A 25,318-nucleotide genomic window follows, 5' to 3' on the forward strand; every position below is an offset into this window, starting at 1 on the left:
GTCTCCTGATGATCGGTTAACTGCGTATCACGCTGCCGCTGACGAGATCGCGAATCTTGCTGGGCCGTTCGTTACCGCCCAGCTCGCCGTCGATGATGGCCGCCAGTTGGTCGCCAAACACCGCCCTGACGTCATCCGCACTGGTCGCCGGAGGGTCGCCGGCCACGTTGGCAGAAGTCGACACCAGCGGGCCACCAAAGGCTTCGCAGAGCGCCTGCATCAGCGGGTGGTCAGTGACCCGCAGCGCCACTTTACTGTGCGCACCGCGGACCAGGCCGTGACTGCGGCCGTTATCCGGCACCAGCCAGGTATTCGGCCCCGGCCAACTGGCAATCAACGGCGCATGCAGGGCCAGCGGCAACTGTGTGAGCCACGGCTGAAACTGGCCAATCGAGGCTGCCACCAGAATCACGCCCTTGGCTGGATCGCGGGCCTTTAAGCGCATTAACTGCGCCAGCGCTTCGTCGTTGTCGGGATCGCAGCTTAATCCCCACACCGCTTCCGTTGGGCAGGCAATAACCCCGCCGTTGCGCAATGCGCGAACTGCTTTATCCAGTTCAGCCGCTGTCGTCATGAAGTCTCCACCCGTTATGGTAAAGGAAACATTATCTTATCATGGCCGGGGTAACCGCACCCAACCACCCGCCCGGGATGCGACCCAGCCCTCGATTTCCAGCATCAGCAGGCGCTGCTGGCAGTCACTCACCGAGCAGCCGCTTTGTTGCACCAGGGCGTCAATCGGCGTGGGCGAGGCGCTCAGCAAGCCGAGCAGCGCATCGGGCAGCGGTTCGGCTGCGGCGTCAGTTGCCGACCGATGGGTAGAGGTCTCTTCCATGGAGGCGGGTAGAAATTCCCGCGCCCAATGCTGCAGCTCGTTGACGATGTCCTCGGGATCGCAGGCCATGGCCGCCCCCTGGCGCAGCAGCTGTAGGCAGCCACGTGCCTGCTGATTGTGCAACGAACTGGGCAGGGCAAACACATCGCGGCCCTGCTCCATGGCCAGGCGGGCGCTGACCAGTGAGCCGCTTTTCTCGGCTGCCTCCACCACCAGTGTACCCAGCGATAAACCGGTCACGATTCGGTTCCGGCGCGGGAAGAAGGCGGGGTGTGCGGTGGTGCCCGGCGGGTGCTCGGCCAGTACCAGTCCTCCCGGTGCATCGCTGAGCTGTTGATATAGCGCACGATGGCGGGCGGGATAAATCACGTCAATCCCGCAGCCCAATACCGCCACGCTGCTGCCGCCCGCGTCCAGGGCGGCTTGCTGGGCCACCCCGTCAATCCCTAACGCCATGCCGCTGACAATACTCCAGCCTCGCCTGGCCAATTCCCGGGCGAAGGTTTGCGCATTATGCGTGCCTTCCGATGTCGGCCGACGCGTGCCCACCATGGCAAGCGTCGGTCGTTCAAGGGCGCCCAGGTCGCCCTGTGCCCAGAGGACCGCTGGCGGATCAGGTAGTTGATTGAGTAGCCTTGGCCATGCCGGGTGGTCGCGGTGCAAAAGCGTGCGTCCCGGCGCACTGGACTGCCAGGTCAGGCTCGCCTCGACCTCACGCTGCAAGGGGCTCTTTGCGGGGTGCTCGCACCACAACCGCAGCGCACTGGCTGCCTTGCTGGGCAACCCCGCCAGCCACCCCTGTGGCCATTGGGGTTGTTGCGCCACCAGCTCAGCGATTCGCTGGGGCCCCACCCCTGGCAGTGCATTGACCACCAACCACTCCCTGGTATCCATTACCTCTCCTTATTCAATCTATCGACGATTGACCCAACTCATCTAGCGCGGCGGTGTCCTTACAAGATCGCCAACCTCCACCACTCGGGAAGCCTCCATCACCAGCGCATAGCTAACGCGATCATAGGGGCTGAAGACCATCAAGGTGCCAGCGGCTTCACTGGGTAGCGTGATCGACGCCTGGTTACGCGGGTCACTGACCACCTCACCCTGCTGTGCAATCTGGAAGACATGCCCGGCTTGCACGCCATCCAGCGTGCCCAAATCGATCGTTACCACCTGCAGGCGACCGATAAAGCGTACCCCGCCCGGCACGCCGATCAGTGTCCCCGACAGCGCATTGCGCGGTGCACGGGGCACCATGTCGTCATCCAGTCGCGAGGTTTCCAGCGGCAGGACAAGGTCGTTGTTGCGTATTTCCTGGGCGGCACTCAGCACTTTCAACTGGGCGATATCCTCTTCGGCGCGCAGGTAGCGGGCCTCGCCGATCTTGATCAGTTCGGTACCCAGGAGCGTGCCATCGTTAGTCGTATAGGTGTCGGCGGGCCGATAAATGCCCACGTCCGCTTGCCTTGGCACCTGCCCGCGCACATACAGCGAATCCCCCGCCCCGCTGATCAAGCGTCCCTGGTGACCGGCCACGACATAAGCCATGGTGTCGGCGGCGGGGTCCCCCTCCTTGATACGATGATCACGCAAGAACGGCCGGATAATACCCGCGTCGATGGGGGGTATCGCTTCGCGGCGGGGGACGGTGCGCATCTTGGGGGAGAGTGTCACTACCCGCTGCTCCCGTGAAAGGGACAGGCAGGGATCGCCCTGGCAATCGCTTAAGTTGAGTATATCGCCGGGGTAAATAAGGTGTGGATTGCGGATAGCAGGATTGGTCTGCCAAAGCTCAGGCCACTGCCAGGGCGCATGCAAGAACCGGCCCGCAATGTCCCAGAGGGTGTCGCCCTCTGCCACCGTGTAGCGCTCGGGTGCCGAGTCGCGAACGCGCTCCCAGGCGCCCGCATCCAGTGACATCAATACCGTCAGTGCGCCGATGAACCAAGCGCCCGCGCCATATCGCCTGCGTTGTCCAGCCCCCATCCTGCCCCCTGTTTTTTTACCTGCGATTACGCGGGTGATTCGCGCTGCGCCACCGGGCAGGCATGCCCGGAACATTGACAGCATGATATAGTGGTCGATCATAAAGTACTCAGGTCATAAATAAAGCACTTGGGCATGCGACCCCATTGACGCACTGCTCAAGCGATTACTCAGTTCAGCATAACGGTGGTAGCAACGCCATGGCCAAACTCGCCATTCTCGAATTCCCCGATGAGCGCCTGCGCACCAAGGCCAAAGCAGTTCAAAGCGTCGACGATGAAGTGCGCAAGCTCGTCGATGACATGCTGGAAACCATGTACGACGCCCAAGGGATCGGCCTGGCCGCGACCCAGGTGGACGTTCACCGCCGGGTGGTGGTGATGGATGTCAGCGACGACAACTCCCAGCCGCTGGTACTTATCAACCCCAGCTATACGCCCATTGGCGACGAGAAAGAGCCGCTGTCCGAAGGCTGCCTGTCGATCCCGGAGCACTACGCTGAAGTGCCACGCTATCTGAAAGTGGAGCTGAAGGCGCTGGACCGCAACGGTGAGCCCTACACACTTGAAGCCGACGGTCTGCTGGCGCACTGTATTCAGCACGAGTACGACCACCTGGAGGGTGTGCTGTTTGTCGACTATCTGTCGTCCCTCAAGCGTGACCGGATTCGCAAGAAAATGGAAAAGCGCCACAAGCAGATGCAGGGCGCCTGACCGCGTCGCACTGATCAAGATTACCGTTACGTCTCCCTTTGCCGCCAGGTCCCTGTGTCCATGTCATCATTGCGCGTTGTTTTTGCGGGTACCCCGGAATTCGCTGCTTCAAGTCTGGCCGCCCTGCTGGAAAGCCAGCATCAGGTGGTCGCCGCCTATACCCAGCCCGACCGTCCCGCCGGGCGCGGGCGCAAGCTCACCCCAAGCCCTGTCAAGCGCCTGGCGCTCGAGCATGGGCTGCCGGTTTATCAGCCTGAAAGCCTGAAAGCGTCCGATGCCCAGGCGACGCTTGATGCGCTCGATGCCGACGTCATGGTGGTGGTGGCCTACGGGCTACTGTTGCCTCAGGCCGTGCTGGACATCCCGCGTCTGGGCTGCCTCAACGTTCACGCCTCGCTGCTACCCCGCTGGCGCGGTGCCGCACCGATCCAGCGCGCCATTGAAGCCGGTGACAGCGTTTCCGGCGTGACCATCATGCAAATGGATGCCGGCCTGGATACCGGCGACATGCTGTTTGAGGTGCGTACGCCGATCACCGATCAGACCACCGGTGGCGACCTGCACGACCGGCTGGCCCTTCAAGGGGCCAATGCGCTGGTTCAGGTGCTGGACAAGCTGGAGACGGGACGCATCACAGCGTCGCCCCAACCAGCAGACGGCGTCACCTACGCCGCCAAGCTCACCAAGGCCGAGGCCGAGCTGGATTTCAGCCAGCCTGCCGAGCAGCTGGTACGCACCATTCACGCCTTCAACCCCTGGCCGGTTGCCTGGTGCGCCCTGGATGACGACCGCCTGCGCCTGTTGAAGGCAAGTGTCGAGCCGGGCGAACAGCCGCCGACGGCACCCGGCATGCTGCTCGAACACGGCGAGGATCACTTACGAATCGCCTGTGGCGCCGAAGGCCGCCAGGTCCTTTGCGTCAGCCGCGCCCAACTTCCCGGGGGCAAGGCGCTGCCAGCCCGCGAGCTGCTCAACGCCCGCCAGACACGCCTCATCCCGGGCACGCGCCTGGGGCAAAATACCCACTCAGGAGCCTCCTCATGAATCAGCCACGTTCGCCCAAGGCAGGCAGCGGCCAGGAAGTGCGCGCTGCCGCGGCACGCGGGCTGGTACCGGTGCTGACCGACCAGGGGTCGCTGGCCACGCTGGATGAGCACAGCGTGATTGCGCGGGACCGCAGCCTGCTCAAAGAACTGTGCTACGGCACCTGCCGCCGCCTGCCACGCCTGGAAGCGCTGGCCGACCAGTTGCTCAAGCAGCCGTTCAAGAAGCGTGACAGCGATATCCAGGCGCTGCTGCTGGTGGGCATTTACCAGCTCCTCTATATGCGTATTCCCGCTCATGCGGCGGTCGGCGAGACCGCGGGCGCGGCGCGTCTACTCGGCAAAACCTGGGCCACGCGGGTTCTGAACGGCTGCCTGCGTCGCTTGCAGCGGGAATCCGACGAACTTCAGGCAATCGTCGACCGCGATGCCAACGTGGCGCTCGAGCATCCCGCCTGGTTGTTAAAGGCGCTTCGTCAAGCATGGCCTGAACAGTGGCAGGCCATTGCCAACGCCAACAACCAGCCTGGTCCAATGACGCTGCGGGTCAATCAGCGCCACCACGACCGCGAAACCTACCTGTCCCTGCTGGATAGCAACGGCTTGAGCGGCCAGTTATGTGTCCACGCTCCCGACGGTATTACCCTCGACCAGCCCTGCGACGTCACCACCTTGCCTGGCTTTGAGAAAGGTCTCGTCAGCGTTCAGGATGAAGCCGCCCAACTCAGCGCTGCGCTGCTCGGGCCTGCCCTTGCCCCGCGCCCTGGGGCTCGTGTGCTGGACGCATGCTGTGCCCCTGGCGGGAAAACCGCTCACCTGCTGGAACAGTTTGATATCTCCCTGACCGCCGTGGACAGCGACAATATGCGCCTGGCGAGGGTTGACGACGCACTCCACCGCCTGGGTCTGACGGCCGAGCTACAACACGCCGACGCCACCCAGCGCGACTGGTGGAGCGGCACGCCTTTTGACGCCATCCTGCTTGACGCCCCCTGCTCCGGCACGGGCGTCATTCGCCGTCATCCGGATATCAAGAAGCTGCGTCGCCCCGACGATATCCGCAAGCTGGCCGCATTGCAGCGCCAACTGCTGGATAATCTCTGGCCGCTATTACGACCGGGCGGCACGCTGCTTTACGCCACCTGTTCGGTGCTGCCTGAAGAGAATGTCGATCAAGTGGAGGCCTTCTTGGCCCGCACACCCGATGCACAGGTCACCACGCCGGATGACGTTGCCTGGGGCATGCCAAGTGGCCCCGGCCGCCAACTGTTTCCCGAAGACGGCGGTCACGATGGCTTTTTTTATGCCAGACTGGAGAAGCAGGCTGCCTGACGCATTTTTCGTCATGACAGGCAGTGAATTCATGACACGGATGGAGAGACCATGAGTCATCACACCTATAAGCACATCGAGCTAACCGGTTCTTCCGAAAAAAGCATTGAAGACGCCGTGCAGAACGCACTCGCCAAGGCGTCTGAAACCATCAAGCATATGCGCTGGCTGGAAGTGACCGACACCCGCGGCCACATCGAGGACGGTCGGGTCGCACACTGGCAGGTCACGGTCAAGGTTGGCTTTACCCTGGAATAATCCCCACCTGCTTTTCGGCGGCGGCTGGTTTACACTGGCCGCCGTCTTTATTGCAGCGCACGATAGGCCGCCTCACGCAGTTCACGAGGCATCGCTGGCGCTCTCAACGGAACCGATGCTCAGCAATGAAAATCATCATTCTCGGCGCCGGCCAGGTCGGCGGCACCCTCGCGGAGCACCTTGCCCGTGAGGAAAACGACATCACCGTCATCGATACCGATGCCAAAAAGCTGCGCGAGCTGCATACCAAGCTCGATATCCGCACGGTGACCGGCGCGGGTTCCTACCCCATTGTGCTGCGTCAGGCAGGCTGTGAAGACGCCGACATGCTGATTGCCGTCACCAGCAGCGACGAGATCAACATGATCGCCTGCCAGGTGGCGCATACCCTGTTCCGCACCCCGACCAAGATCGCCCGGGTGCGGGCGACGGCCTACCTGACCCGCAAGGGGCTGTTCGCCCACGAAGCGATTCCCATCGACGTGCTGATCAGCCCCGAGCAGGTGGTCACCGACCACGTGCGCCGTCTGATCGAGCATCCTGGCGCGCTGCAGGTGCTGGAGTTTGCCGGTGGCCTCGTCCAGTTGGTGGCGGTAAAAGCCTTCTACGGCGGCCCGCTGGTGGGCCAGGACCTGGCCTTTCTGCGCCGCCACATGCCCAATGTGGACACCCGGGTGGCGGCGATCTACCGCCGCAACCGGCCGATCATCCCCCGCGGCGATACGGTCATCGAAGCCGACGACGAAGTCTTCTTCCTGGCGGCGCGGCGCGATATTCGCGCGGTAATGAGCGAACTGCGCCGGGTCGAACGGGATTTCCGGCGGGTGGTGATCGCCGGGGGCGGCAACATCGGCGAGCGCCTGGCCGAGCACCTGGAGCACAGCCACCAGGTCAAGATCATCGAGCACAGTCTGGAACGTTGCACCACGCTCTCCGAGCGGCTCGACCGCACCGTGGTGCTCCACGGCAGCGCCACCAGCAAACGGCTGCTGGAAGAAGAGAACATCGAGGACTGCGATATTTTCTGCGCGCTAACCAATGACGACGAGGTCAATATCATGTCGTCGCTGCTGGCCAAGCGGATGGGCGCCAAAAAGGTGCTGACACTGATCAACAATGCCGCCTATGTGGACCTGGTCCAGGGCGGCGAGATCGATATTGCCATTTCCCCCCAGCAGGCAACCATCGGCAGCCTGCTGACCCATGTGCGGCGTGGCGATATCGTCAACGTCCACTCGCTGCGCCGGGGCGCCGCCGAGGCCATCGAGGCCATCGCCCATGGCGACAAGCAGTCGTCCAGAGTGGTCGGGCGCACCATTCGCGAGATCGACCTGCCCGAGGGCACCACCATTGGCGCGATCGTGCGCGGCAAAGAGGTCATGATCGCCCACGACCACATCGTCATCGAAAGCGGTGACCACGTGATCCTGTTCGTTATCGACAAGCGGCGCATCCGTGACGTGGAGCGCTTGTTCCAGGTAGGGCTGACGTTCTTCTGATGCTTAAATTCGGCGCGCAACTTATTGACCAGGGGAGCCTAGAACAGCCATGAGCCTAAGGGTTATTCTGCGCATCCTGGGGCTGCTGTTGATGCTCTTCAGCCTCACCATGCTCCCCCCCATGCTGATCTCCGCGTGGTTTCGCGACGGCGTGTGGGACGCCTTTATGATGGCCATGGCCATTACCGTGGCGACGGGGCTGTGCTTCTACTTACCCAACCGTCGCGCACAAAAAGAGCTGCGCGTGCGCGATGGCTTTATTATCGCCGCCATGTTCTGGACCGTGCTGGCCCTGTTCGGCTCGCTGCCCTTGATGCTGTTTGGCGATGAGGCGCTGGGTTTGACCGATGCGGTCTTCGAGTCTTTCTCCGGGCTGACCACCACGGGCGCGACGGTCATAACGGGGATCGACTTTCTGCCCGAATCGATTCTCTACTACCGCCAGCAGCTCCAATGGCTGGGCGGCATGGGGATCGTGGTCCTGGCCGTGGCGATTCTGCCCACACTCGGCGTTGGCGGCATGGCGCTTTACCGCACGGAAATCCCAGGGCCTTTGAAAGACTCCAAGCTGACCCCGCGCATCACCGAGACCGCCAAGGCGCTTTGGTATATCTACGCCACCTTGACGGTGGCCTGTATGCTGGCCTATATGGCGGCGGGCATGAGCTGGTTCGACGCCCTGGGGCACAGCTTTTCGACGGTGGCCATTGGCGGCTTTTCCACCCACGACGCCAGTATCGGCTATTTTGACAGCGCCGCGATCGAAATGATCTGCGTCGGCTTTATGCTGATTTCAGCGTTCAGTTTCAGCCTGCACTTTATCGCCTGGCGTGAAAAACGCCTGACGCACTACTTTCAGGATCCGGAAGCCCGCTTTCTGATGCTGTTTCTTGCCGGGCTGTCTGTGGTCACCGTGCTCTCACTCTGGTTCACCGATACCTACGACACCCTGCGCGGGCTGCGCCACGGGGTTTTCCAGGTAGTCTCGGTGGCGACCACGGCCGGGTTTGGCGTGGCGGACTTTTCCATGTGGCCCGGCGCCCTGCCCTTCCTGCTGTTCATGGCCGCGTTCGTGGGTGGCTGTTCGGGTTCGACCGGCGGGGGCATGAAAGTCATCCGCATCATACTGATCATGAAACAGGGCATGCGCGAGATCATGCGCCTGATTCACCCCAACGCGGTCATCGCCGTCAAGGTGGGCAAGGTGAGCGTTCCAGACAGCATCGCCCAGGCAGTCTGGGGATTCTTCTCGGTCTATGTGCTGCTGTTCTTCCTGATGCTGGTGGGGGTGATGGCCACGGGCGTCGACCAGGTCACCGCCTGGTCGACCGTGGGCTCAGCCTTGAACAACCTGGGCCCGGCGCTCGGCGAAGCCAGCAGCCACTACGGCGATGTGCCGGAAGTGGCCAAATGGATTCTGGTGGTGGCCATGCTGCTTGGCCGCCTGGAGATTTTCACCGTGCTGGTGCTGTTCACACCTGCTTTCTGGCGGCGTTGACCCGACCGGCGCGGCCTATTTATTTGTTGAGTTGAGACGTTTTCATGACCCAGGAAGATGTGACACTGACAGCGTCCGATAGCGACGCACTGCCCGCTACAAGCGGCCCGATCAAGGTTATTACGGTAGGCGATACCCACTACACGCTGCTAGGCACTGCGCACGTCTCGGAAGAAAGCGCCAACGACGTGCGCCAGTTGATTGACACCGGCCGCTTTGACGCCGTTGCCATCGAGCTATGCGACGCGCGGCATCACAGCATGGCGAACCCTGATGCCATGGGGGAGCAGGACCTGTTCCAGATATTCAAACAAGGCAAGGCCGGCATGGTCGCTGCCAGCCTTGCCCTGGGCGCGTTTCAACAACGTATTGCCGACCAGTCGGGCATTCAGCCCGGGGCTGAAATGCGAGCCGCGGTCGAAGCCTGCAAGGCCAAACAGCTACCGCTGCTGCTGGTCGACCGTGACGTCGGTATCACGCTCAGGCGCATTTACCGCAATGTTCCCTGGTGGCAGCGCTTCTCGCTGTTTACCGGCCTGATCGGCAGCGTGCTGTCCCGGGAAGACGTCTCGAAAGAAGATATCGAGAAGCTCAAGGAAGGCGATATGCTGGAAGCTACGTTCAGCGAATTCGCCGCCCAGTCGGAAGCGCTTTATAACCCGCTGATCCGCGAGCGCGACCGCTACATGGCGCTGCGCCTTGCCGAAGAAACGCCCTCAGGGGGGTACCGCAACGTGCTGGTGGTGCTGGGCGCCGGTCATTTGAAGGGTACCGCCGATCACCTTGAAGCGCCGCTGCCCGCCAACCCCAGGGAGGAAATCGCCACCCTGGAAGCCACGCCGCCGCCGTCCAAAATCTGGAAACTGGTTCCCTGGCTGATCACCGCACTGGTACTGGCCGGTTTTGCCATTGGCTTCTCGCGCAACAGCGACCTGGGCTGGCAGCTGGTCACCGAGTGGTTTTTGATCAACGGGGTTTTGTCTGCCGGGGCCACCATCGCCGCTCTGGCGCACCCGGTCACCGTGATTGCCACCTTCTTCGCCGCGCCGCTGACGTCGCTTAACCCGACGATTGGCGCCGGGTTTGTGGCCGCCGGGGTCGAGCTTTACATGCGCAAGCCCAAGGTGCGCGACTTTGCCACCCTGCGCAACGATGTGGTGAACCTGAAAGGCTGGTGGAAAAACCGGGTGTCACGCACGCTACTGGTCTTTATTCTCGCCACGCTCGGTTCCGCAGTGGGTACTTGGGTGGCCGGTTTCAGAATCGCCGGTACGCTGTTTGGCGGCTAGCAGCCTGTCGGGCTTGACCGATCGTCGCGAGAAGCACGGATTTTGAGCCAAATTGATCGATTGAGGCGAATAGCACGCTATTTAACGAAATCGATCGAATAAAGTTGGCCAAAATACCGAGTTTCGCAGTAGATCAGTGTTACGTCCGACAGGCTGCCAAGCGCTGCATCGCCGCTGTCGGCGGGTCGATCTTGTGATATGACCGGCTCGCCGCGTAGCTGTCGTTGAACACCTCAAAGTAATCATCCAGCACTGCCGCAGCAGAGGTATCTCCGCCCTGGCGCAACAGCTCGATGGCCACTTCGGCGGTGCAAAGATGCGCTCTGGAGGCCGGTTTGCGCAGCCGGTAGCGGGTCTCCCGCTCGGTGCGCAGCGGCAGCACCGGCAGCTCATCAAGGTAGGGGCTTTTACGGAAGATTCGCCGCGCCTGGCGCCAGGTGCCATCCAGCAGAATATACACTGGAATCCTGCCGCTTTGTTTTGCGTCACTCACCGCCGCCAACGACACCACACGGTCGGTGTAGTCGGGCTGATCATCGGGAAATATCACAAAGGGCGCGTAGCGCGGGTCGTCCAGCAGCGCCAATAGTTGCTCATCGGGCGCGGTGCGGTACCAGGTAAACACCTGGGTTTGCGACAACACGTCGCCGATCAGGCGCCCCGTATTGGTTGGCTTATAGTGCTCCAGGGGATGGGTCAGCAGCCACACCTGGGCATGGCTTTCGGCCTTGACCTGATAGGGGCACAGGCAATTGAGCTCGGGCAGGTTGCAGCCCTCACAGCGTCTGACAAAACTGCCCCGCGCCTTGAATTCCCGCCGGGGCGGACGCGGATGCCCCGTCACCGGATCTCTCTCGACGTTTGGGCTGACGGCATCGGCATTGTGCGTACCGGACTCAGAGACTGACATCTGCGCTCCCACGATTGGCAAGAGGCGCCGAGTATAAAGCAGGGTAGCGCTGATCAGCTAGGCGCTTAGCCACGAGATCATTTCTAGTAGGACAAATTATGAAATAGAAGAAAGCGCAAGCTTTTGGTCAATCCGTTCCAGGATAGACGTCAGACGCGCTACTGAGTCAATCGCCAGCGTCAAGATCGCCGCATTTTTATCGGGATCATCCGGATATTCATGGGCGAAGCGATTTCGCAGTATTCTAAGTGCTTGCCATTGCTCACTGTCTTCGATGTAGCCCAGCTTTTCCAGACGGTGTAGCTTATCCAGCATGGGGCGATCCTCATATGGCTCTTGTAAATACAGCAGCACAGAAGGGAGCAATCGCGCACCGATAGCGTCCTGCAATTTACCAAACCGAAGTACGAATTGATCCAGACTCTGGATCTCCGCATCACTTAGTCGGGTAAGGCGCTCGCCGGTAATGGGTAGCGACGTTTGCAAAGACGACAACGCATAGTCAATGAAATGCCGATGACGCTGACACTCGCGCCAGGCATCAAGTAAACGCTGTTGCACAATGTCTTGAGTCATAACGCAATACCGGATTGTTCGGCGATGCGGAAGATAGCGGGATAATTACCTCGACCTGGATAATCGATCAACATATCGATTTTTTGTTCGCCAAGCGCTTGCTGCAACTGTACCTGGCAGCGCATTTCGGCTCGTACAATATCGTTAACGTCTTGCATGTCGGTGGTGATCAGCAGGTCGATATCACCACCACGGCGACCATCATCGGTACGGGAACCGAACAGCTTTACACGCGCCTGGGCGCCAAAGCAGTTTTTTACTGACTGGACGATTTTTTGGCGCTGATAGTCGCTCAAACGCATAGCCGCTCTCCTTGCCTACTTCTTCAACACCCTAATCTCGTAAAGGCTAGCACATTTCCTCGTCACCTCCGTAAACCTAAACACCTTCCAACGTTGACACCCAAAGCGCAACGCCGATAAAGTCTCGTCAACTTTCAAAAGAATATAGGTTTACCCGTGACCGCCACTGCTGCCAATACCCAGACTGCCGCCCCTCGCCACGACTGGACGCTGGACGAGATCAACGCGCTGTTTGCGCTGCCCTTCAATGACCTGCTGTTCCAAGCCCAGCAGGTGCACCGCGCGCATTTTGACGCCAACGCGGTGCAGATTTCGACCCTGCTGTCGATCAAGACCGGCGCCTGCCCGGAAGACTGCAAGTACTGCCCCCAGTCCGGCCACTACAACACCCAGCTAGAAAAAGAGAAGCTGCTGGAAGTTGAAAAAGTCGTCGAACAGGCCAAGGCAGCGAAAGCAGCAGGCGCCAGCCGTTTTTGTATGGGCGCGGCGTGGCGCAGCCCGCGGGATAAGGATCTGGTGCTGGTGGAAGAGATGGTCCGCCAGGTCAAAGCCCTGGGCCTGGAAACCTGCATGACACTGGGCATGGTCGATAGTGATCAGGCTAGCCGCCTGGCCACGGCGGGACTCGATTACTACAACCATAACCTGGACACCTCGCCCGACTATTACGGCGAGATCATCACCACCCGCACCTTTAGCGACCGGCTGGATACCCTGGCCACCGTGCGCGAGGCGGGCATGAAAGTCTGCTCCGGCGGCATTCTCGGCATGGGCGAAGAGGCTCAGGACCGCAGTGCGCTGCTGCAGCAACTGGCCAAGTTGTCACCGCACCCGGAATCGGTACCGATCAATATGCTGGTCAAGGTACCCGGCACGCCGCTGGAAGACGTCGAAGACCTGGACCCTATCGAATTTATCCGCGCCATTGCCGTGGCGCGCATCATGATGCCCCAAAGCCACGTCCGGCTCTCCGCCGGTCGCGAGCAAATGAGCGAATCCACCCAGTCGCTGGCCTTCCTGGCGGGTGCCAACTCGATCTTCTATGGCGACAAACTGCTTACCACCGGCAATCCCCAGGCTGACCTTGACCGCGCGCTCTTCGCCAAGCTCGGCCTTCATCCGGAGCGCCGGGAAACCTGCGAAGATGACGCGATTCACGCCCAACGCCTGGCACAGCAGGCCGAACAACATGCCCGCGCAGAACGCGTGGCCGAGCTTGCGGTCGACGCCAGTGTCTGATGCGTGGCGTCAGCGTTTGGCCGAGGCCCGTTTAAACCGCCAGCAGACCCGACGCTGGCGCACCCGGCGAATCGTGGCAGCGGGTACGCTCGACTTTGCCGGTAACGACTACCTGGGCCTGGCCCAGGACCCAAGGGTGTGTGAGGCCCAGGCGGAAGGGGCGCGCCGTTACGGGGCGGGTGCCGGTGCATCGCACCTGGTCAGCGGTCATTTGGCGGTTCACGAGGCCCTGGAAAACGCCTTGGCACGCTGGACGGGGCGGGAACGCGCCCTGCTGTTTTCTACCGGTTATATGGCCAACCTCGGTGTGTTGCAGGCGTTAGCCAACGCCGACACGGCGATATTTCAAGACCGCCTCAACCATGCCTCACTGCTGGATGGCGCCACGCTCAGCGGCGCCCGCTCGCGGCGCTTTCATCACCGCGACGCCCACGACCTGAACCGCCTGCTCACCCGCAGTGAGTGTCCGCACAAGCTCGTGGTCAGCGACGGCGTGTTCAGCATGGATGGCGATGTGGCGGATATTGCCACGCTGGCCGAGGTGAGCCAGCAGCACCGCGCCTGGCTGATGATCGACGATGCCCATGGCGTCGGCGTGCTGGGCGATGATGGCAGCGGCTGCGTGGGCACTCTTTGGGGCAGCGCTGAAGTCCCCGTCCTGGTCGGCACCCTGGGCAAAGCGCTCGGCACCGCCGGCGCCTTTGTCGCCGGGGATGCCGCGCTGATCGAGCATATCACCCAGTTTGCCCGCAGCTATGTGTACACCACCGCCCAGCCGCCGAGTATTGCTGCCGCTACCCTACAAGCGCTGGAAATCGTTCAGGGTGAACCCGAACACCGCGACCACCTCAACGCCAACATCGCTTACTTCTGCCGCGAGGCGTTGCAGTTGGGGCTACCGCTGAGCACGTCGACGACCCCGATTCAGCCACTGCTATTGGGCAGCGAAGCCCGTACCCTGAGCTGGTCGGCAACGCTTGCCAAGCATGGCTTGCAGGTCGGCGCAATTCGCCCGCCCACGGTTGCCAAGGGTGAGGCACGCCTGCGCATCACGCTGAGCGCCCGCCATACCCGCTGCGACATTGATCGACTACTGGCAGGTTTAAAGCTCTGTCAGCAAGAGGAGGCAAGATGCCACGCCCATCCTCACAACGCTTAGTTCTCCTCTCGGGCTGGGGCATTGATCAACGCATCTGGCAGCCACTCGAGGGCAGCTGGCCCGCCTCTGTCGAAGCCCATGCCGTGGACTGGCCGGGCTACGGCGATGCGCCAGCCCTACCCGACAACGCCACACTGGATCAGTTGGCCAGCACCATGGCCAGACAACTGCCCAGCGACGCCATTTGGGTCGGCTGGTCATTGGGCGGACTACTGGCCACAGCGCTACTTGATCACCTCCCTCTACCGCGTGGCTTGATACTGCTCGGTGTGGGTGAACGGTTTTACAGTGATGATGGCGTCACCTCGTCAGAGCTTGCCAGTTTTCGGCACGCCTTTGCCCGTGACCCTCACGCCACCTGGCGGCACTTTTTACGCTGGCAAACGCAAGGCGAACCCAACGCCCGCCAGGCCCACCGACAGCTGCGGGCGCTTCAGGGTGATACCCCCAGCGCTAACCGCAGCACGCTCGCCCAGGGGCTTGACTGGCTGGCCACCATCGATAACAGCCAACGACTACGCAATGCCCCCTGCCCGGTGAAGCGTTTGATCGGCGAGCACGACCCGCTGGTCGGCACGTCGGTCCGGAACGAGGCAGAAACGCTGGCGAAAGCCGGGCATTGCCCGATGCTCTCCCAACCCGTTCAACTGGCTGACGCCCTCGCGGCGCAGGCGTTTCTTGCCGTCGAGGAGCAACCATGAGCACGACCGCTATCTCGCCGCCCCCGACAAACTGGCAGGCCAGCGTCGCGCATGCGTTTTCCCGCGCGGCCCCGCGCTACGATGCCCTGGCCAACGCCCAGCGACATATCGGCGAAACGCTTTGGGCCACCTTGCCTGATACCGCTGGGTCGAGCCTGTTGGATATGGGCTGCGGCACCGGTTACTGGACCCAGCGGCTTGCCGCGCGCTACCCCCATGCTCACGTCACAGGGCTGGATATTGCGCCCGGCATGCTGGCTGAAGCCCAGGCCCGCTACGGCAACCATATTCGTTGGCAGCTGGGCAACGCCGAAGCGCTCCCCTTTGCCGCAGACTCCTTTGATCTGGCGTTTTCCAACCTGGCGATTCAGTGGTGCCGCGATACCGGCGCGGTGATGAACGAACTCCAGCGGGTGCTTGCACCCGGCGGCCAGGCCCATCTCATGACACTACTGCCCGGAACGCTGGCCGAAGTCGCCCATGCCTGGCAACGCCCCGAGGCGTTATTGCAAACGCCCGAACAGAATGAGCTGGCGCGCGCCATTGATCAAAGCGGCCTGACGCCTATTCATCAGCAGGTCGAGCGGCGCAGGTTCCACTACCCCGACCTGAACGCCGTGATGGCCTCCATCAAGGGCGTCGGTGCACAGGTCTCAAGGCCCCATGCCCGGCGTCTGACCCGCCGCGAGCTGAAGGCTGCCCGCGAGCGTTTTGAAACGCTGCGAGAGCCCCAGGGCCTGCCGGTGAGCTACCTGTGTTTTACCCTGCAACTGGAAAAACCGTCATGAGCGCCTACTTCGTTACCGGCACTGATACCGATGCGGGCAAAACCCTGGTTACCAGCACCCTGTTAGCGACTGCCAGTGCGCAGGGACTCACCACGCTGGGCTTGAAGCCCGTCGCCTCGGGCAGCCGCGTCACCCCCGAAGGCCTGCGCAACAGTGATGCCCTGGCGCTGCAGGTACAAAGCATGCCGCCGGTCAGTTACGCAACGGTCAACCCCTGGGCGTTTGCGCCCGCCATTGCGCCGCACTTAGCCGCAAGCGAGGCAGGCCAAGCGCTTAACCTCTGCGATATTGTGACAACGGTTGGCGCGACCCTTGCGCAAACGCCGCGGGACTTGAGCCTGATCGAAGGCGCGGGCGGCTGGCGGGTACCACTCAACGACCGCGAAGATTTTTGCGACATTCCTTGCGCCATGGGCCTACCGGTGATTCTGGTGGTCGGCCTGAAGCTGGGCTGCCTCAACCATGCCAGACTCAGCGCCGAAGCCATTGCCGCCGACGGCCTGACGCTTGCAGGCTGGGTGGGCAGCGTGGTCGACCCGGCCTTTGCCGCTGAGTCGGCCCGCTTTGCTGACAACCTTGACGTACTCAAGCGAACCTTACCGGCCCCCTGCCTGGGCGTTATCCCGCATCTCGAACAGCCTTCGCCTGAAACTGCACAGCCATTCCTTTCCCTGCCGCCGTTACGCCCGCTGGAGACTCTATGACCTCGCCTGTCTGGCACCCCTATGCCGATCTCAAACATCAAACGCCGGCGCCCAAGGTGGTGGGGGGGGACGGCGCTCACTTTGCACTCGAGAGCGGTGAACGCCTGCTGGATGCCACCTGCTCCTGGTGGTGCATGATTCACGGCTACGGCCACCCGCGCCTGGTGGCGGCCATCCGCGAGCAGGCCGGTGAGCTTTGCCATGTGATGCTCGGTGGCTTAACCCATGAGCCCGCGGATCAGTTAGCCCGTGAATTGGTGCGTATCACCCCCGCCGGGCTGAATCACGTGTTCTACTCGGACAGCGGTTCGGTGGGCATGGAAGTGGCGATGAAAATGGCCTTGCAGTACCAAGTGCTCACCGGCAATCCCGGCAAGCGCAGGATGCTCTCGCTGATGAAGGCTTATCACGGCGACACCACTGGCTGCATGGCGGTGTGCGACCCTGAAGAAGGCATGCACGGCCTGTTTACGGGGCTGCTACCCAAACACCATTTTACCCCGGCACCCACCGCCCCTTATGACGCCACTCCCGAGCAGGTGGAACACGACCTGAGCGCCCTGCGTGAGGTGCTTGAGCGCCACCATGATGAGATCGCCGCGCTGCTGATGGAGCCGCTGCTGCAAGCCGCTGGCGGGCTCAACATGACCTCGCCGGACTACCTGCGCGGCGCCCGAGCCCTATGTGATGAATTTGGGGTACTGCTGATCTTTGATGAAGTGGCCACCGGCTTCGGCCGCACCGGCAAGCTGTTTGCCGCCGACCACGCAGACGTCACGCCGGATATCATGGTGCTCTCCAAAGGCTTGACCGGCGGTTATCTTGGCCACGCCGCGACGCTTGCTACAAACCGTGTGCACGACGCCTTTATCGGCGACAGCGAGCACCACGCCTTCATGCACGGGCCGACGTTCATGGGCAACCCGCTGGCCTGTCGCGTGGCCCTGGAAAGCCTGCGGGTGTTCGAGGAAGAGAGCTACCTTGGCAAGATCGCCACGCTCAACCAATGGCTGCGCCGCGAGCTGCTGGAAGATGCTGCGCTCAACGCGCACCCGGCGGTGGCCGACGTCCGGATACTCGGCGCCACGGCGGTGATCGAAGCCCACTCCGCTGAAGCACTGAAAGGCGTTGCAGGCTTCGCCCGCGAACGCGGCGTCTGGCTGCGCCCCATCGGCCGCTGGCTTTACACCATGCCCGCCTACATTACCTCTGAAACGGAGATGGTACAGATAACCGATGTCATGAAGGCATGGTTTTTGGAAAGCTCAAGGCAGCATTAGGTTGCCCTGCTTGCGCCACTGGTTGACCAACGCCGGAACGCCTTCACCGGCGGTGGTGTTAATCGCCAGCACGCCCGGCGGGGTTAACGCATCCGCATCGGGGTCGACCAGTGCACAGGGCGTCTCCATCTCAATGTAGGACAGCAGCGACGCGGCAGGCATAACGGCAAGCGAGGTGCCCACTACCAGGAAAAAATCTGCTTGGCTTGCGATCTCACAGGCGTCTTCAAACAGCGGTACCGACTCGCCAAACCAGACAACGTCCGGGCGTAACTGGCTGCCCTTGTCGCAGATATCGCCCAGCTCAATGCCACCTTTGGGCAGCGGATAACGCAGCCGGGGATCCACCGACGAACGCGCCTTCAGGATTTCTCCGTGCAGGTGCAAGACATGGCGCGACCCCGCCCGTTCGTGGAGATCATCAATGTTTTGGGTAATCACGCTGACCTTGAAGCCCTCCTGCTCGAGCGCCGCCAGCGCTTTATGGGCGGCATTAGGCTTGGCGCGACGAATCTGTTCCCGGCGCTGATTATAAAACCCAAGCACCCGCTCGGGGTCATGCCGCCAGCCTTCCGGCGTCGCCACCTCCTCTACCGGGTGCTCTTCCCACAGGCCGTCGCTGGCGCGAAAGGTTTTTATCCCGCTCTCGACGCTGATACCTGAACCGGTGAATACCACCAAGTGTGGGGCGTCTGCCATAGTGTCCTCGTCGTGATTGCCTAGTGTGTCTCCTAATATACCAGCTGGCCCACGGTACCCGCGAAACGCTGCTTGTTGCGGTACGGGTAGACATCAATGACCCGGCCATCGCGAATCGCTTTTTGTACTTCCAGCCAGTAATCAGGGTCGAAGAGCTCGGGGTGCTGGTCCATGAACATATCGCGCAGCGTTTTATTGGCGAACATGAAGGGGCCAAATTCCTCAGGGAAAATATCGTTGGGGCCGATCGACAAACTGGAGGCATCGATTCCCTGGCCTTTCGGCATATGCCGAAACCGGCACTCGGTGATGTAGCACACCTCATCGTAATCGTAAAAGATCACCCGACCATGGCGGGTCACACCAAAATTCTTGAGCAGCATATCGCCGGGAAAAATATTCGCTGCCGCCATTTGCTTGATGGCGTTGCCGTAATCCTTGAGCACCGTCTCGCGCTCGGCCTCGCTGCACTGTTCCAGATAAATATTCAGCGGCGTCATCATCCGCTCGGTATAACAATGTTTGATGATCACCTTGTCGTCTTTAAGCGATACGATTGAGGGAGCCACCTCCAGAAGATGCGCCAGACACTCGGGCTCAAAGTGATCCTTGCGAACGGTAAAGTTGGAGAACTCCTGGGTATCCGCCATTCGGCCTACCCGGTCGTGGCGCTTTACCAGCCGATACTTTTCGCGCACGACGGCGTGGGTGACATCCTTGGCCGGGTCGAATTTATCCTTGATGATTTTGAACACGGTGCGAAAGCTCGGCAGCACGAACACCGCCATCACCATGCCTCGCACGCCAGGGGCAATAATGAACTTGTCCTCGCGCTTGGCGACCTGTTGGTTCAGGGCACGGAAAAACTCGGTCTTGCCGTGCTTGAAGAAGCCGATCGCGGCATACAGTTCGCCTTCCGGCTTATGGGGCATCAGCTGTTTCAAGTAGTCGACAAACTCGCCGGGCACCGGCACATCCACCTGAAAGTAGGCCCGCGTGAAGGAGAAGATGATCGACACTTCATCGGTCTCGGTAAGCACCGTATCCAGATGCAGACAAGGGTCGCCACCCTGCTTCTCGCCAAATCCCTCACCGTGCAAAATCGGCAGAACCAGCGGCACCTGCTCACCACCGCCCAGAATCCGCCCCACCAGATAAGCCCCCTTATTGCGGTAGAAAACGCTTTTCAAAAGCTCTACCTGGGCATCCTCGGCCTGTAAGATCGCCGCGGGCAGCTGCGCTTCAAGAAGCGCCGTTCCAAGCTCGATATCACGCTCAAGATCGGCAAAGGGGTTATCGAACGGGGCTTCCTGCAGCGCCCACCTCAGGGCGTTTGGCCAGTCACCATTCACCGGGCAGCGACGGCACAGCTCAATGCCCGAGCGATGCGCAGCATCGTCGCGGGAGCTGTACACGAACATCCATTCGTTGCGGATATGTCGGTGCTGGAAAATCGAGCAGAACAGTGAGTTGAAAAAGGTTTCGGCCAGTTCGTAATCGAGCCGCTGGCTGATCAATTCCGCGTAATGGTGACGTGCTTCGCCCCAGGTTTCGCAGTGGGCCAGTACATCTTGGGGAAAAGTGCGCTGCAAGCGCCCCAGAGTGTCCTCCACCTTTTCGCCGTAGAGGTTGATACGCGCCGCCGAAGCCTGCTGGGCATCACGCCATGCCGCCTCGCGAAAGCGGCGGCTGGCGTCGAAGGTAATCTGTTTGAAGCGCGCACGGTACTCGTCAAAGCCGTGCAGAATAGTGGCCGCTAGGCGATACGCGGGAGAAAGTTTCACAGGCTGGCCTCCAGTCGATTTTAGCGAGCGTTACCCAACGGCAAACTACATGCGAGGCGACCTTGGTGGAAACCCCAACGCCTGAGTCATAACGATTCGATATATTTTACCCGTAAACAGAAGGGTCCGTCGGTTCGGTCGGCGATCAGAAAACCCACCTGGGTAATATCCGCTGGTTTGATAGACGGTGCGTCAGTCAGCAGCGTGCCCCGGCGAACGGCCGCGAAGGCCGCCCATGAAAAGTGCAGGGTTTCCCAGCTATCCGTGGCGGGTGTGAATTTCACCCGGTAAGCAGAGGCATCGCCCAGCGACGTGCTTTTCAAGCGCAGTTGATAGGTGCGTCCATCGCCGCGCACGGCCAGCGCTATACCCCGGGCATCCGCCAGCGTTGATTCAAAATCGTGGGGCTCACGGCGAACGGAGGCAAAACCACCGCCGTTGTCCAGTGATACCTCGCCATGAAAGCGCCCTTCACCGTCGACAACACTGAACTGACTCCGGGATTGGCCACCCATCACGCCATCATCGACGGCGTACCAGCGTTGCTGTTCGCTGGGATCATTAAAGGTCAGCGTCATAAGACCACCTCGCAACGGCTCGTGAGTAAAAAAGCCCCTGGCGTCATACCGCCAGGGGCTTTTTACAGTAGCTTAATCGTCGGCTTGCTTACAGCTTGGCAGCAGCCACCGATGCCGGTTCGTCTTCATCTATCTCGTCAGGTGATGCCACTACCAGCGCAAACTCCTCCTCCGCGGTTTTAGCCACCAGCTTATTCTTGCTGTACAGGAAGTAATAAGCCGCCCCGGCAATGAAGAGCACGATGGTGTAGTTAAAGGCGCGGGGATCAAAGGCATATACGCCCGTGAGCGCCACCAGCGAGAGCACTAATGCAATGCCTGAGGTCACCACACCGCCCGGCGTTTTATACGGGCGAGGAAGGTCGGGCTGTTTGATCCGCAGCAGGATATGGCTCAGCGCCATCAATGCGTAGGACAGCGTTGCGCCGACCACTGCCATGCCCAAAATCAGGTCACCTTCACCGCTCAGCGATACCAAAAAGCCGAACACGCCCGGCACGATCAACGCCAGATAAGGGACTTTGCGTTCGCTGGTAAGCGATAGCGGTTTAGGGATATAGCCCGCACGGGAAAGCGCGAATACCAGGCGGCTATAGCCATAGATGATCGAAAAGAAGGAGGCAATCAGACCGGCCAGGCCCAATACGTTGACCAGGGTGGCAAGCATTGGGTTACCCGCTGCATTCAGCGCATCCACCAGGGGCACACCGCTTTGGCCGATCATCTCGGCGCCCGCGGCACCGGCGAGCAGCACCACGACCAACAAGGCGGTGAACAGCAGAAACAGCATCGCGCCGATAATGCCCTTGGGCATATCCCGGGCGGGGTCCTTGGCTTCTTCCGCTGCCAGCGGCACACCTTCCACCGCCAGGAACAGCCACATGCCGAACGGCAGCGCCGCCCAGATACCGTACCAGCCAAACGGCATAAAGGTACTCGCGCCTGCGGCATCGGTGGGCGCGATATCAAACAGGTTGGCGGCGTCAAAATTGCCGATCAGCGCCACGGCGGTGGCGATAATGGCGAACACCGCCAGGCCGCTGATCACCATCATGACTTTCAGCGCTTCACCCACCCCCGCCAGGTGAATACCGATAAACACGGCATAAAACAGCAGATACACCAGCGGGCCGTTAATGCCCAGTAATGACTCCACCGCAGCACCGATAAAAATCACGATCGCGGCTGGCGCAAGGGCGTATTCGATCAATACCGCAAGCCCGGTGAGGTAACCACCGGCCGGCCCCATGGCCTGGCGGGCAAAGCTGTAGCCGCCGCCCGCCGCGGGTATCGCGGCGGACATTTCCGCAAGCGATAGCACCAGCGCAAGATACATCAGCGCCATCAAGCAGGCGGCAATCGCAAAGCCGCCCCACCCCGCCTCGCCGATACCGAAGTTCCAGCCTGCGAAGTCGCCGGAAATTACGTAGGAAACCCCTAGCCCCGCCAGCAGCATCCAGCCGGCAGTCCCTTTACGCAGTTGGCGTTTTGCCAAATACGCCTGATCAACTGATGGTTGTGTCATCGTTTTGCCCTCATGGTGTGGAACGAAAGTGTCGTCAGCGGCGTGCTTTGCTATGTGCTGCTTACTGCGTTCCATATTGTTATGGGAGAATGGTTACGTCGTTGTTGTGATATGTCTGCTGTTATAGGTGTTGTTATATGGCCGTTTTGATACGGCTATTGGCGTTCGCCAAGGTCGTTAATCAGCTACCAGAAAGTTGCGAATCGAACCGGGTGCGGCGTCTCCTTCCAGCACATCGTCTTCACTACGGTCTTTCAATTTGACCCCCGACACTTTGAGCTGGCGAGCCTCTTTCAAGAGCAGAAAGAAGCGCCGGGCGGCCTCCTCGACCGCGAGCCCCGCCGGTCGCACGTTGGAAATACAGTTGCGCCGGTCGTCCCTGAGGCCTGGTGCCGGCGCCCAGGTCATATACAGCCCGAGGCTATCCGGCGAGCTTAATCCCGGCCGTTCGCCGATCATTACCAGCACGGCGTCAGCGTTCAGCAGTGCGCCAATCTCATCACCAATCGCCACCCGCCCCTGCTCGACAATGGTCAGTGGCGCCAACTGCCAATCCGCAGCGTCGCTTTTGAACATCTGATACAGCGTGCTAAGAAACGGCACGCTGTTCTGCTGAACGGCCCGCGCAGAGAGCCCATCGACGATGACCACCGCCAGGTCATAGCGCTGCTGAGAGGCAGCGGCTTGCTGCAACTGTTCACGTGTTTCTTCGTTGAGACGTCGGCCGTAGTCGGGCCGCTGCAGATACATGGCGCGATCCTGGGCCTGGCTATGTAAGCGTATGGGGGCTTCTGATACCTCAAGCGCCTCTGTTAACTCGCTGGCCAGCGCGTCAACATCCAGCGGGGTGTGAACGGCGTCCTGGGCCTGGGCATGGGCCAGTTGAAAGGCCAACAGCTTGCTGGTCGGCAGGCTGACACCCGCGCGCCCCAAGCCAATCCGCGCATCGGTAAAGGCGTTCAACCGCTCCCAGGGGTTCTCAACGACGATAGGCGATGCTGGCTGATCAACCATGACGAGGCTCCTTTGGCAGGTGGCGCAGGCTGTTGGCAAAGGCGGCAGGCAACTGGTCGTTGAGCCGGTGGGTACTGACATCCTGGAAAATCTGCATCTCTTCGAGCCAGCGCTCAAACTCCGGCGCCGCCTTTAGCCCCAGCACTCGCCGGGCGTAAAGCGCGTCGTGAAAGGAGGTGGTCTGGTAGTTGAGCATGATGTCGTCAGAACCGGGGATGCCCATGATGAAGTTGCAGCCCGCCACGCCGAGTAGCGTGAGCAGGTTATCCATGTCGTTCTGGTCGGCCTCGGCGTGGTTGGTATAGCAAACGTCGCAGCCCATGGGCACGCCCAACAGCTTGCCGCAGAAGTGATCCTCCAGCCCGGCACGGGTGATCTCCTTGCCGTCGAACAGGTACTCGGGACCGATAAAGCCCACCACGGTATTGACCAGCAGCGGATTAAACTTGCGCGCCACCGCGTAGGCGCGGGCTTCGCAGGTCTGCTGGTCGAGCCCGTGGTGGGCATCGGCGGACAGCGAGCTGCCCTGCCCGGTTTCGAAATACATCACGTTACGCCCCACCGTGCCACGGTTGAGCGACTGGGCCGCCGCTTCGGCTTCGGCAAGGGTGCTCAAATCAAAGCCAAAGCTGCGATTGGTGGCTTCGGTGCCACCGATCGATTGAAACACCAGGTCGACCGGGGCGCCCTGCTCGATCGCTTCCAGCGTGTTCGTCACGTGGGTCAGTACGCAGGACTGGGTGGGGATCTGATACTTCTGGATCACCTCGTCCATCAGGCGCATCAGCTTGACGCTCTGGGCGACGTTATCAGTGGCCGGATTAATGCCAATCACCGCGTCACCGCTGCCGTATAACAGGCCATCGAGAATACTCGCGGCTATACCGGTGACGTCATCGGTGGGGTGATTAGGCTGGAGCCTTGTCGAGAGCCGCCCCGGCAAACCGATGGTGTTTCGAAACGCCGTGGTGACTTGGCACTTCTTGGCCACCAGAATCAGATCCTGGTTGCGCATCAGCTTGCTGACGGCGGCGGCCATTTCAGGGGTGATTCCTGCTTTCACTTCCGCGAGTACGTCGCTGGTGGCGTGATCGGAAAGCAGCCAGTTACGGAAGTCGCCCACGGTGAGATGGCTGATGGGAGCGAAGGCGGCGGCATCATGCTCATCCATAATCAGCCGGGTGATCTCGTCGTCTTCATAGGCGATCAAGGCTTCGTTCAGGAAGGTAGTGAGAGGAAGCTCTGCCAACACCATTTGGGCGACGACGCGCTCTTCGGCGCTCTCTGCCATTACCCCGGCCAGGCGGTCGCCGGAACGGGGCGGCGTGGCTTTGGCCATCAACTCGGCCAGGCTTGCGAAGCGGTAGCTGCGGCTCCCCACCGTGGAGTGATAGGCTTGTGCCATAAAGCGTTCCTTTTGGCGGAATGAGACGCTATAAAAAAGCGCCAAGGTACAAAACTTGCTTGTTTCTACCTTAGCGCTAACCCTTAATGGGAAGTATCGAGTTTTGGCAAACTCGCCAAAGACTCAACAATATAAGCAAAAACAAATAGATGCGTAAAAAACAGGGCAGTTAGCGTCCCCTAACAGCCACCAAGGAGTTGA

Annotated in this window: 25 protein-coding genes; 13 read left to right on the top strand and 12 right to left on the bottom strand. The window is 61.0% G+C overall.

Annotated features, from left to right (window positions below):
- Window positions 1-16: 16 nt before the first annotated feature.
- Genes tsaC through BMX75_RS09810 form a run of 3 tightly spaced genes read right to left on the bottom strand, consistent with a single transcriptional unit; the run spans window position 17 to window position 2,821 of the window.
- On the bottom strand, window positions 17-574 hold the full coding sequence (gene tsaC / locus BMX75_RS09800; RefSeq protein ID WP_066321898.1) for an L-threonylcarbamoyladenylate synthase type 1 TsaC: 558 nt from the start codon (window positions 572-574) through the stop codon (window positions 17-19).
- A 39-nt stretch (window positions 575-613) separates the two neighbouring features.
- Complete coding sequence (dprA, locus tag BMX75_RS09805; RefSeq protein ID WP_092827492.1) at window positions 614-1,729, bottom strand: DNA-processing protein DprA; 1,116 nt, start codon at window positions 1,727-1,729, stop codon at window positions 614-616.
- 42 nt (window positions 1,730-1,771) lie between these two features.
- Window positions 1,772-2,821: a LysM peptidoglycan-binding domain-containing protein gene (locus BMX75_RS09810; protein ID WP_092827795.1), complete on the bottom strand. Its 1,050-nt coding sequence runs from the start codon at window positions 2,819-2,821 to the stop codon at window positions 1,772-1,774.
- Window positions 2,822-3,021: 200 nt separating this feature from the next.
- Here BMX75_RS09810 and def point away from each other — a divergent pair, with 200 nt between their 5' ends.
- From def to BMX75_RS09845, 7 genes are all read left to right on the top strand, one after another.
- Window positions 3,022-3,534, top strand: coding sequence for a peptide deformylase (gene def, locus BMX75_RS09815; RefSeq protein ID WP_066321902.1), 513 nt, complete (start codon window positions 3,022-3,024; stop codon window positions 3,532-3,534).
- A 60-nt stretch (window positions 3,535-3,594) separates the two neighbouring features.
- A complete protein-coding gene (gene fmt / locus BMX75_RS09820; RefSeq protein ID WP_092827494.1) occupies window positions 3,595-4,578 on the top strand; it encodes a methionyl-tRNA formyltransferase in 984 nt (327 codons plus the stop codon).
- Window positions 4,575-5,909 (top strand): 16S rRNA (cytosine(967)-C(5))-methyltransferase RsmB, encoded by a 1,335-nt coding sequence (gene rsmB, locus BMX75_RS09825; protein WP_092827496.1) that lies wholly within the window; start codon window positions 4,575-4,577, stop codon window positions 5,907-5,909. Before fmt ends, rsmB begins: the two co-directional genes overlap by 4 nt.
- Before the next feature lie 51 nt (window positions 5,910-5,960).
- The gene (locus BMX75_RS09830) at window positions 5,961-6,167 is read left to right on the top strand and encodes a dodecin (protein ID WP_092827498.1); all 207 of its coding nucleotides are present in this window, start codon (window positions 5,961-5,963) and stop codon (window positions 6,165-6,167) included.
- Window positions 6,168-6,292: 125 nt separating this feature from the next.
- Window positions 6,293-7,666 (top strand): Trk system potassium transporter TrkA, encoded by a 1,374-nt coding sequence (gene trkA, locus BMX75_RS09835; RefSeq protein ID WP_066321907.1) that lies wholly within the window; start codon window positions 6,293-6,295, stop codon window positions 7,664-7,666.
- Between the two features lie 49 nt (window positions 7,667-7,715).
- Window positions 7,716-9,164, top strand: a complete 1,449-nt coding sequence (locus BMX75_RS09840; RefSeq protein WP_092827500.1) for a TrkH family potassium uptake protein — start codon at window positions 7,716-7,718, stop codon at window positions 9,162-9,164.
- A gap of 44 nt (window positions 9,165-9,208) precedes the next feature.
- Window positions 9,209-10,453, top strand: a complete 1,245-nt coding sequence (locus BMX75_RS09845; RefSeq protein ID WP_092827502.1) for a TraB/GumN family protein — start codon at window positions 9,209-9,211, stop codon at window positions 10,451-10,453.
- A 139-nt stretch (window positions 10,454-10,592) separates the two neighbouring features.
- Here the strand turns inward: BMX75_RS09845 and BMX75_RS09850 are convergent, their stop codons facing one another.
- The 3 genes from BMX75_RS09850 to BMX75_RS09860 all read right to left on the bottom strand — a co-directional run bounded on the left by BMX75_RS09850 (window position 10,593) and on the right by BMX75_RS09860 (window position 12,241).
- Window positions 10,593-11,363 (bottom strand): tRNA-uridine aminocarboxypropyltransferase, encoded by a 771-nt coding sequence (locus BMX75_RS09850; RefSeq protein WP_092827504.1) that lies wholly within the window; start codon window positions 11,361-11,363, stop codon window positions 10,593-10,595.
- 96 nt (window positions 11,364-11,459) lie between these two features.
- Window positions 11,460-11,939 carry a hypothetical protein gene (locus BMX75_RS09855; RefSeq protein WP_175474726.1) on the bottom strand — a complete coding sequence of 160 codons (480 nt, stop codon included), beginning with the start codon at window positions 11,937-11,939 and terminating at the stop codon, window positions 11,460-11,462.
- On the bottom strand, window positions 11,936-12,241 hold the full coding sequence (locus BMX75_RS09860) for a nucleotidyltransferase family protein (RefSeq protein WP_092827506.1): 306 nt from the start codon (window positions 12,239-12,241) through the stop codon (window positions 11,936-11,938). Before BMX75_RS09860 ends, BMX75_RS09855 begins: the two co-directional genes overlap by 4 nt.
- A gap of 156 nt (window positions 12,242-12,397) precedes the next feature.
- On the opposite strand from BMX75_RS09860, the gene bioB reads away from it, so the two are divergent.
- The 6 genes from bioB to bioA are packed head-to-tail and all read left to right on the top strand — an operon-like array spanning window position 12,398 to window position 18,112.
- Window positions 12,398-13,480 carry a biotin synthase BioB gene (gene bioB, locus BMX75_RS09865; protein ID WP_092827508.1) on the top strand — a complete coding sequence of 361 codons (1,083 nt, stop codon included), beginning with the start codon at window positions 12,398-12,400 and terminating at the stop codon, window positions 13,478-13,480.
- A complete protein-coding gene (gene bioF / locus BMX75_RS09870) occupies window positions 13,473-14,639 on the top strand; it encodes an 8-amino-7-oxononanoate synthase (protein ID WP_245748472.1) in 1,167 nt (388 codons plus the stop codon). Before bioB ends, bioF begins: the two co-directional genes overlap by 8 nt.
- Window positions 14,612-15,340, top strand: a complete 729-nt coding sequence (locus BMX75_RS09875) for an alpha/beta fold hydrolase (RefSeq protein ID WP_092827512.1) — start codon at window positions 14,612-14,614, stop codon at window positions 15,338-15,340. The genes bioF and BMX75_RS09875 overlap by 28 nt, the downstream gene beginning before the upstream one ends.
- A complete protein-coding gene (locus BMX75_RS09880; RefSeq protein WP_092827514.1) occupies window positions 15,337-16,128 on the top strand; it encodes a methyltransferase domain-containing protein in 792 nt (263 codons plus the stop codon). Before BMX75_RS09875 ends, BMX75_RS09880 begins: the two co-directional genes overlap by 4 nt.
- Window positions 16,125-16,832 (top strand): dethiobiotin synthase, encoded by a 708-nt coding sequence (bioD, locus tag BMX75_RS09885; RefSeq protein WP_092827516.1) that lies wholly within the window; start codon window positions 16,125-16,127, stop codon window positions 16,830-16,832. Before BMX75_RS09880 ends, bioD begins: the two co-directional genes overlap by 4 nt.
- The gene (bioA, locus tag BMX75_RS09890; protein ID WP_092827518.1) at window positions 16,829-18,112 is read left to right on the top strand and encodes an adenosylmethionine--8-amino-7-oxononanoate transaminase; all 1,284 of its coding nucleotides are present in this window, start codon (window positions 16,829-16,831) and stop codon (window positions 18,110-18,112) included. The genes bioD and bioA overlap by 4 nt, the downstream gene beginning before the upstream one ends.
- Here bioA and BMX75_RS09895 read toward each other — a convergent pair.
- From BMX75_RS09895 to BMX75_RS09920, 6 genes are all read right to left on the bottom strand, one after another.
- The gene (locus BMX75_RS09895; protein WP_092827520.1) at window positions 18,098-18,811 is read right to left on the bottom strand and encodes an SIR2 family NAD-dependent protein deacylase; all 714 of its coding nucleotides are present in this window, start codon (window positions 18,809-18,811) and stop codon (window positions 18,098-18,100) included. The two genes, bioA and BMX75_RS09895, sit on opposite strands and share 15 nt — an antisense overlap.
- Window positions 18,812-18,843: 32 nt before the next feature.
- Entirely contained in the window at window positions 18,844-20,595 is a 1,752-nt protein-coding gene (aceK, locus tag BMX75_RS09900) for a bifunctional isocitrate dehydrogenase kinase/phosphatase (protein ID WP_092827522.1), read from the bottom strand.
- An 86-nt stretch (window positions 20,596-20,681) separates the two neighbouring features.
- Window positions 20,682-21,173 carry a CIA30 family protein gene (locus tag BMX75_RS09905; protein ID WP_092827524.1) on the bottom strand — a complete coding sequence of 164 codons (492 nt, stop codon included), beginning with the start codon at window positions 21,171-21,173 and terminating at the stop codon, window positions 20,682-20,684.
- Between the two features lie 88 nt (window positions 21,174-21,261).
- Window positions 21,262-22,698 carry an ethanolamine permease gene (gene eat, locus BMX75_RS09910; protein ID WP_092827526.1) on the bottom strand — a complete coding sequence of 479 codons (1,437 nt, stop codon included), beginning with the start codon at window positions 22,696-22,698 and terminating at the stop codon, window positions 21,262-21,264.
- Window positions 22,699-22,875: 177 nt separating this feature from the next.
- Window positions 22,876-23,712 carry an ethanolamine ammonia-lyase subunit EutC gene (gene eutC / locus BMX75_RS09915; protein WP_092827528.1) on the bottom strand — a complete coding sequence of 279 codons (837 nt, stop codon included), beginning with the start codon at window positions 23,710-23,712 and terminating at the stop codon, window positions 22,876-22,878.
- Complete coding sequence (locus BMX75_RS09920; RefSeq protein ID WP_092827530.1) at window positions 23,705-25,117, bottom strand: ethanolamine ammonia-lyase subunit EutB; 1,413 nt, start codon at window positions 25,115-25,117, stop codon at window positions 23,705-23,707. Before BMX75_RS09920 ends, eutC begins: the two co-directional genes overlap by 8 nt.
- Window positions 25,118-25,318: the final 201 nt, after the last annotated feature.

It is taken from the genome of Vreelandella subterranea (assembly GCF_900111305.1).
GTDB lineage: Bacteria > Pseudomonadota > Gammaproteobacteria > Pseudomonadales > Halomonadaceae > Vreelandella > Vreelandella subterranea.

Bases quoted from the DNA above. Each gene is read 5' to 3' on its own strand.
- BMX75_RS09810 (WP_092827795.1), bottom strand. From the start codon at position 2,821: ATGGGGGCTGGACAACGCAGGCGATATGGCGCGGGCGCTTGGTTCATC.
- trkA (WP_066321907.1), top strand. From the start codon at position 6,293: ATGAAAATCATCATTCTCGGCGCCGGCCAGGTCGGCGGCACCCTCGCG.
- bioD (WP_092827516.1), top strand. From the start codon at position 16,125: ATGAGCGCCTACTTCGTTACCGGCACTGATACCGATGCGGGCAAAACC.
- BMX75_RS09860 (WP_092827506.1), bottom strand. From the start codon at position 12,241: ATGCGTTTGAGCGACTATCAGCGCCAAAAAATCGTCCAGTCAGTAAAA.
- BMX75_RS09845 (WP_092827502.1), top strand. From the start codon at position 9,209: ATGACCCAGGAAGATGTGACACTGACAGCGTCCGATAGCGACGCACTG.
- BMX75_RS09855 (WP_175474726.1), bottom strand. From the start codon at position 11,939: ATGACTCAAGACATTGTGCAACAGCGTTTACTTGATGCCTGGCGCGAG.
- BMX75_RS09920 (WP_092827530.1), bottom strand. From the start codon at position 25,117: ATGGCACAAGCCTATCACTCCACGGTGGGGAGCCGCAGCTACCGCTTC.
- fmt (WP_092827494.1), top strand. From the start codon at position 3,595: ATGTCATCATTGCGCGTTGTTTTTGCGGGTACCCCGGAATTCGCTGCT.
- eat (WP_092827526.1), bottom strand. From the start codon at position 22,698: ATGACACAACCATCAGTTGATCAGGCGTATTTGGCAAAACGCCAACTG.
- bioA (WP_092827518.1), top strand. From the start codon at position 16,829: ATGACCTCGCCTGTCTGGCACCCCTATGCCGATCTCAAACATCAAACG.
- rsmB (WP_092827496.1), top strand. From the start codon at position 4,575: ATGAATCAGCCACGTTCGCCCAAGGCAGGCAGCGGCCAGGAAGTGCGC.
- BMX75_RS09880 (WP_092827514.1), top strand. From the start codon at position 15,337: ATGAGCACGACCGCTATCTCGCCGCCCCCGACAAACTGGCAGGCCAGC.
- BMX75_RS09875 (WP_092827512.1), top strand. From the start codon at position 14,612: ATGCCACGCCCATCCTCACAACGCTTAGTTCTCCTCTCGGGCTGGGGC.
- BMX75_RS09905 (WP_092827524.1), bottom strand. From the start codon at position 21,173: ATGACGCTGACCTTTAATGATCCCAGCGAACAGCAACGCTGGTACGCC.
- tsaC (WP_066321898.1), bottom strand. From the start codon at position 574: ATGACGACAGCGGCTGAACTGGATAAAGCAGTTCGCGCATTGCGCAAC.
- dprA (WP_092827492.1), bottom strand. From the start codon at position 1,729: ATGGATACCAGGGAGTGGTTGGTGGTCAATGCACTGCCAGGGGTGGGG.
- BMX75_RS09840 (WP_092827500.1), top strand. From the start codon at position 7,716: ATGAGCCTAAGGGTTATTCTGCGCATCCTGGGGCTGCTGTTGATGCTC.
- BMX75_RS09830 (WP_092827498.1), top strand. From the start codon at position 5,961: ATGAGTCATCACACCTATAAGCACATCGAGCTAACCGGTTCTTCCGAA.
- def (WP_066321902.1), top strand. From the start codon at position 3,022: ATGGCCAAACTCGCCATTCTCGAATTCCCCGATGAGCGCCTGCGCACC.
- BMX75_RS09850 (WP_092827504.1), bottom strand. From the start codon at position 11,363: ATGTCAGTCTCTGAGTCCGGTACGCACAATGCCGATGCCGTCAGCCCA.
- BMX75_RS09895 (WP_092827520.1), bottom strand. From the start codon at position 18,811: ATGGCAGACGCCCCACACTTGGTGGTATTCACCGGTTCAGGTATCAGC.
- eutC (WP_092827528.1), bottom strand. From the start codon at position 23,712: ATGGTTGATCAGCCAGCATCGCCTATCGTCGTTGAGAACCCCTGGGAG.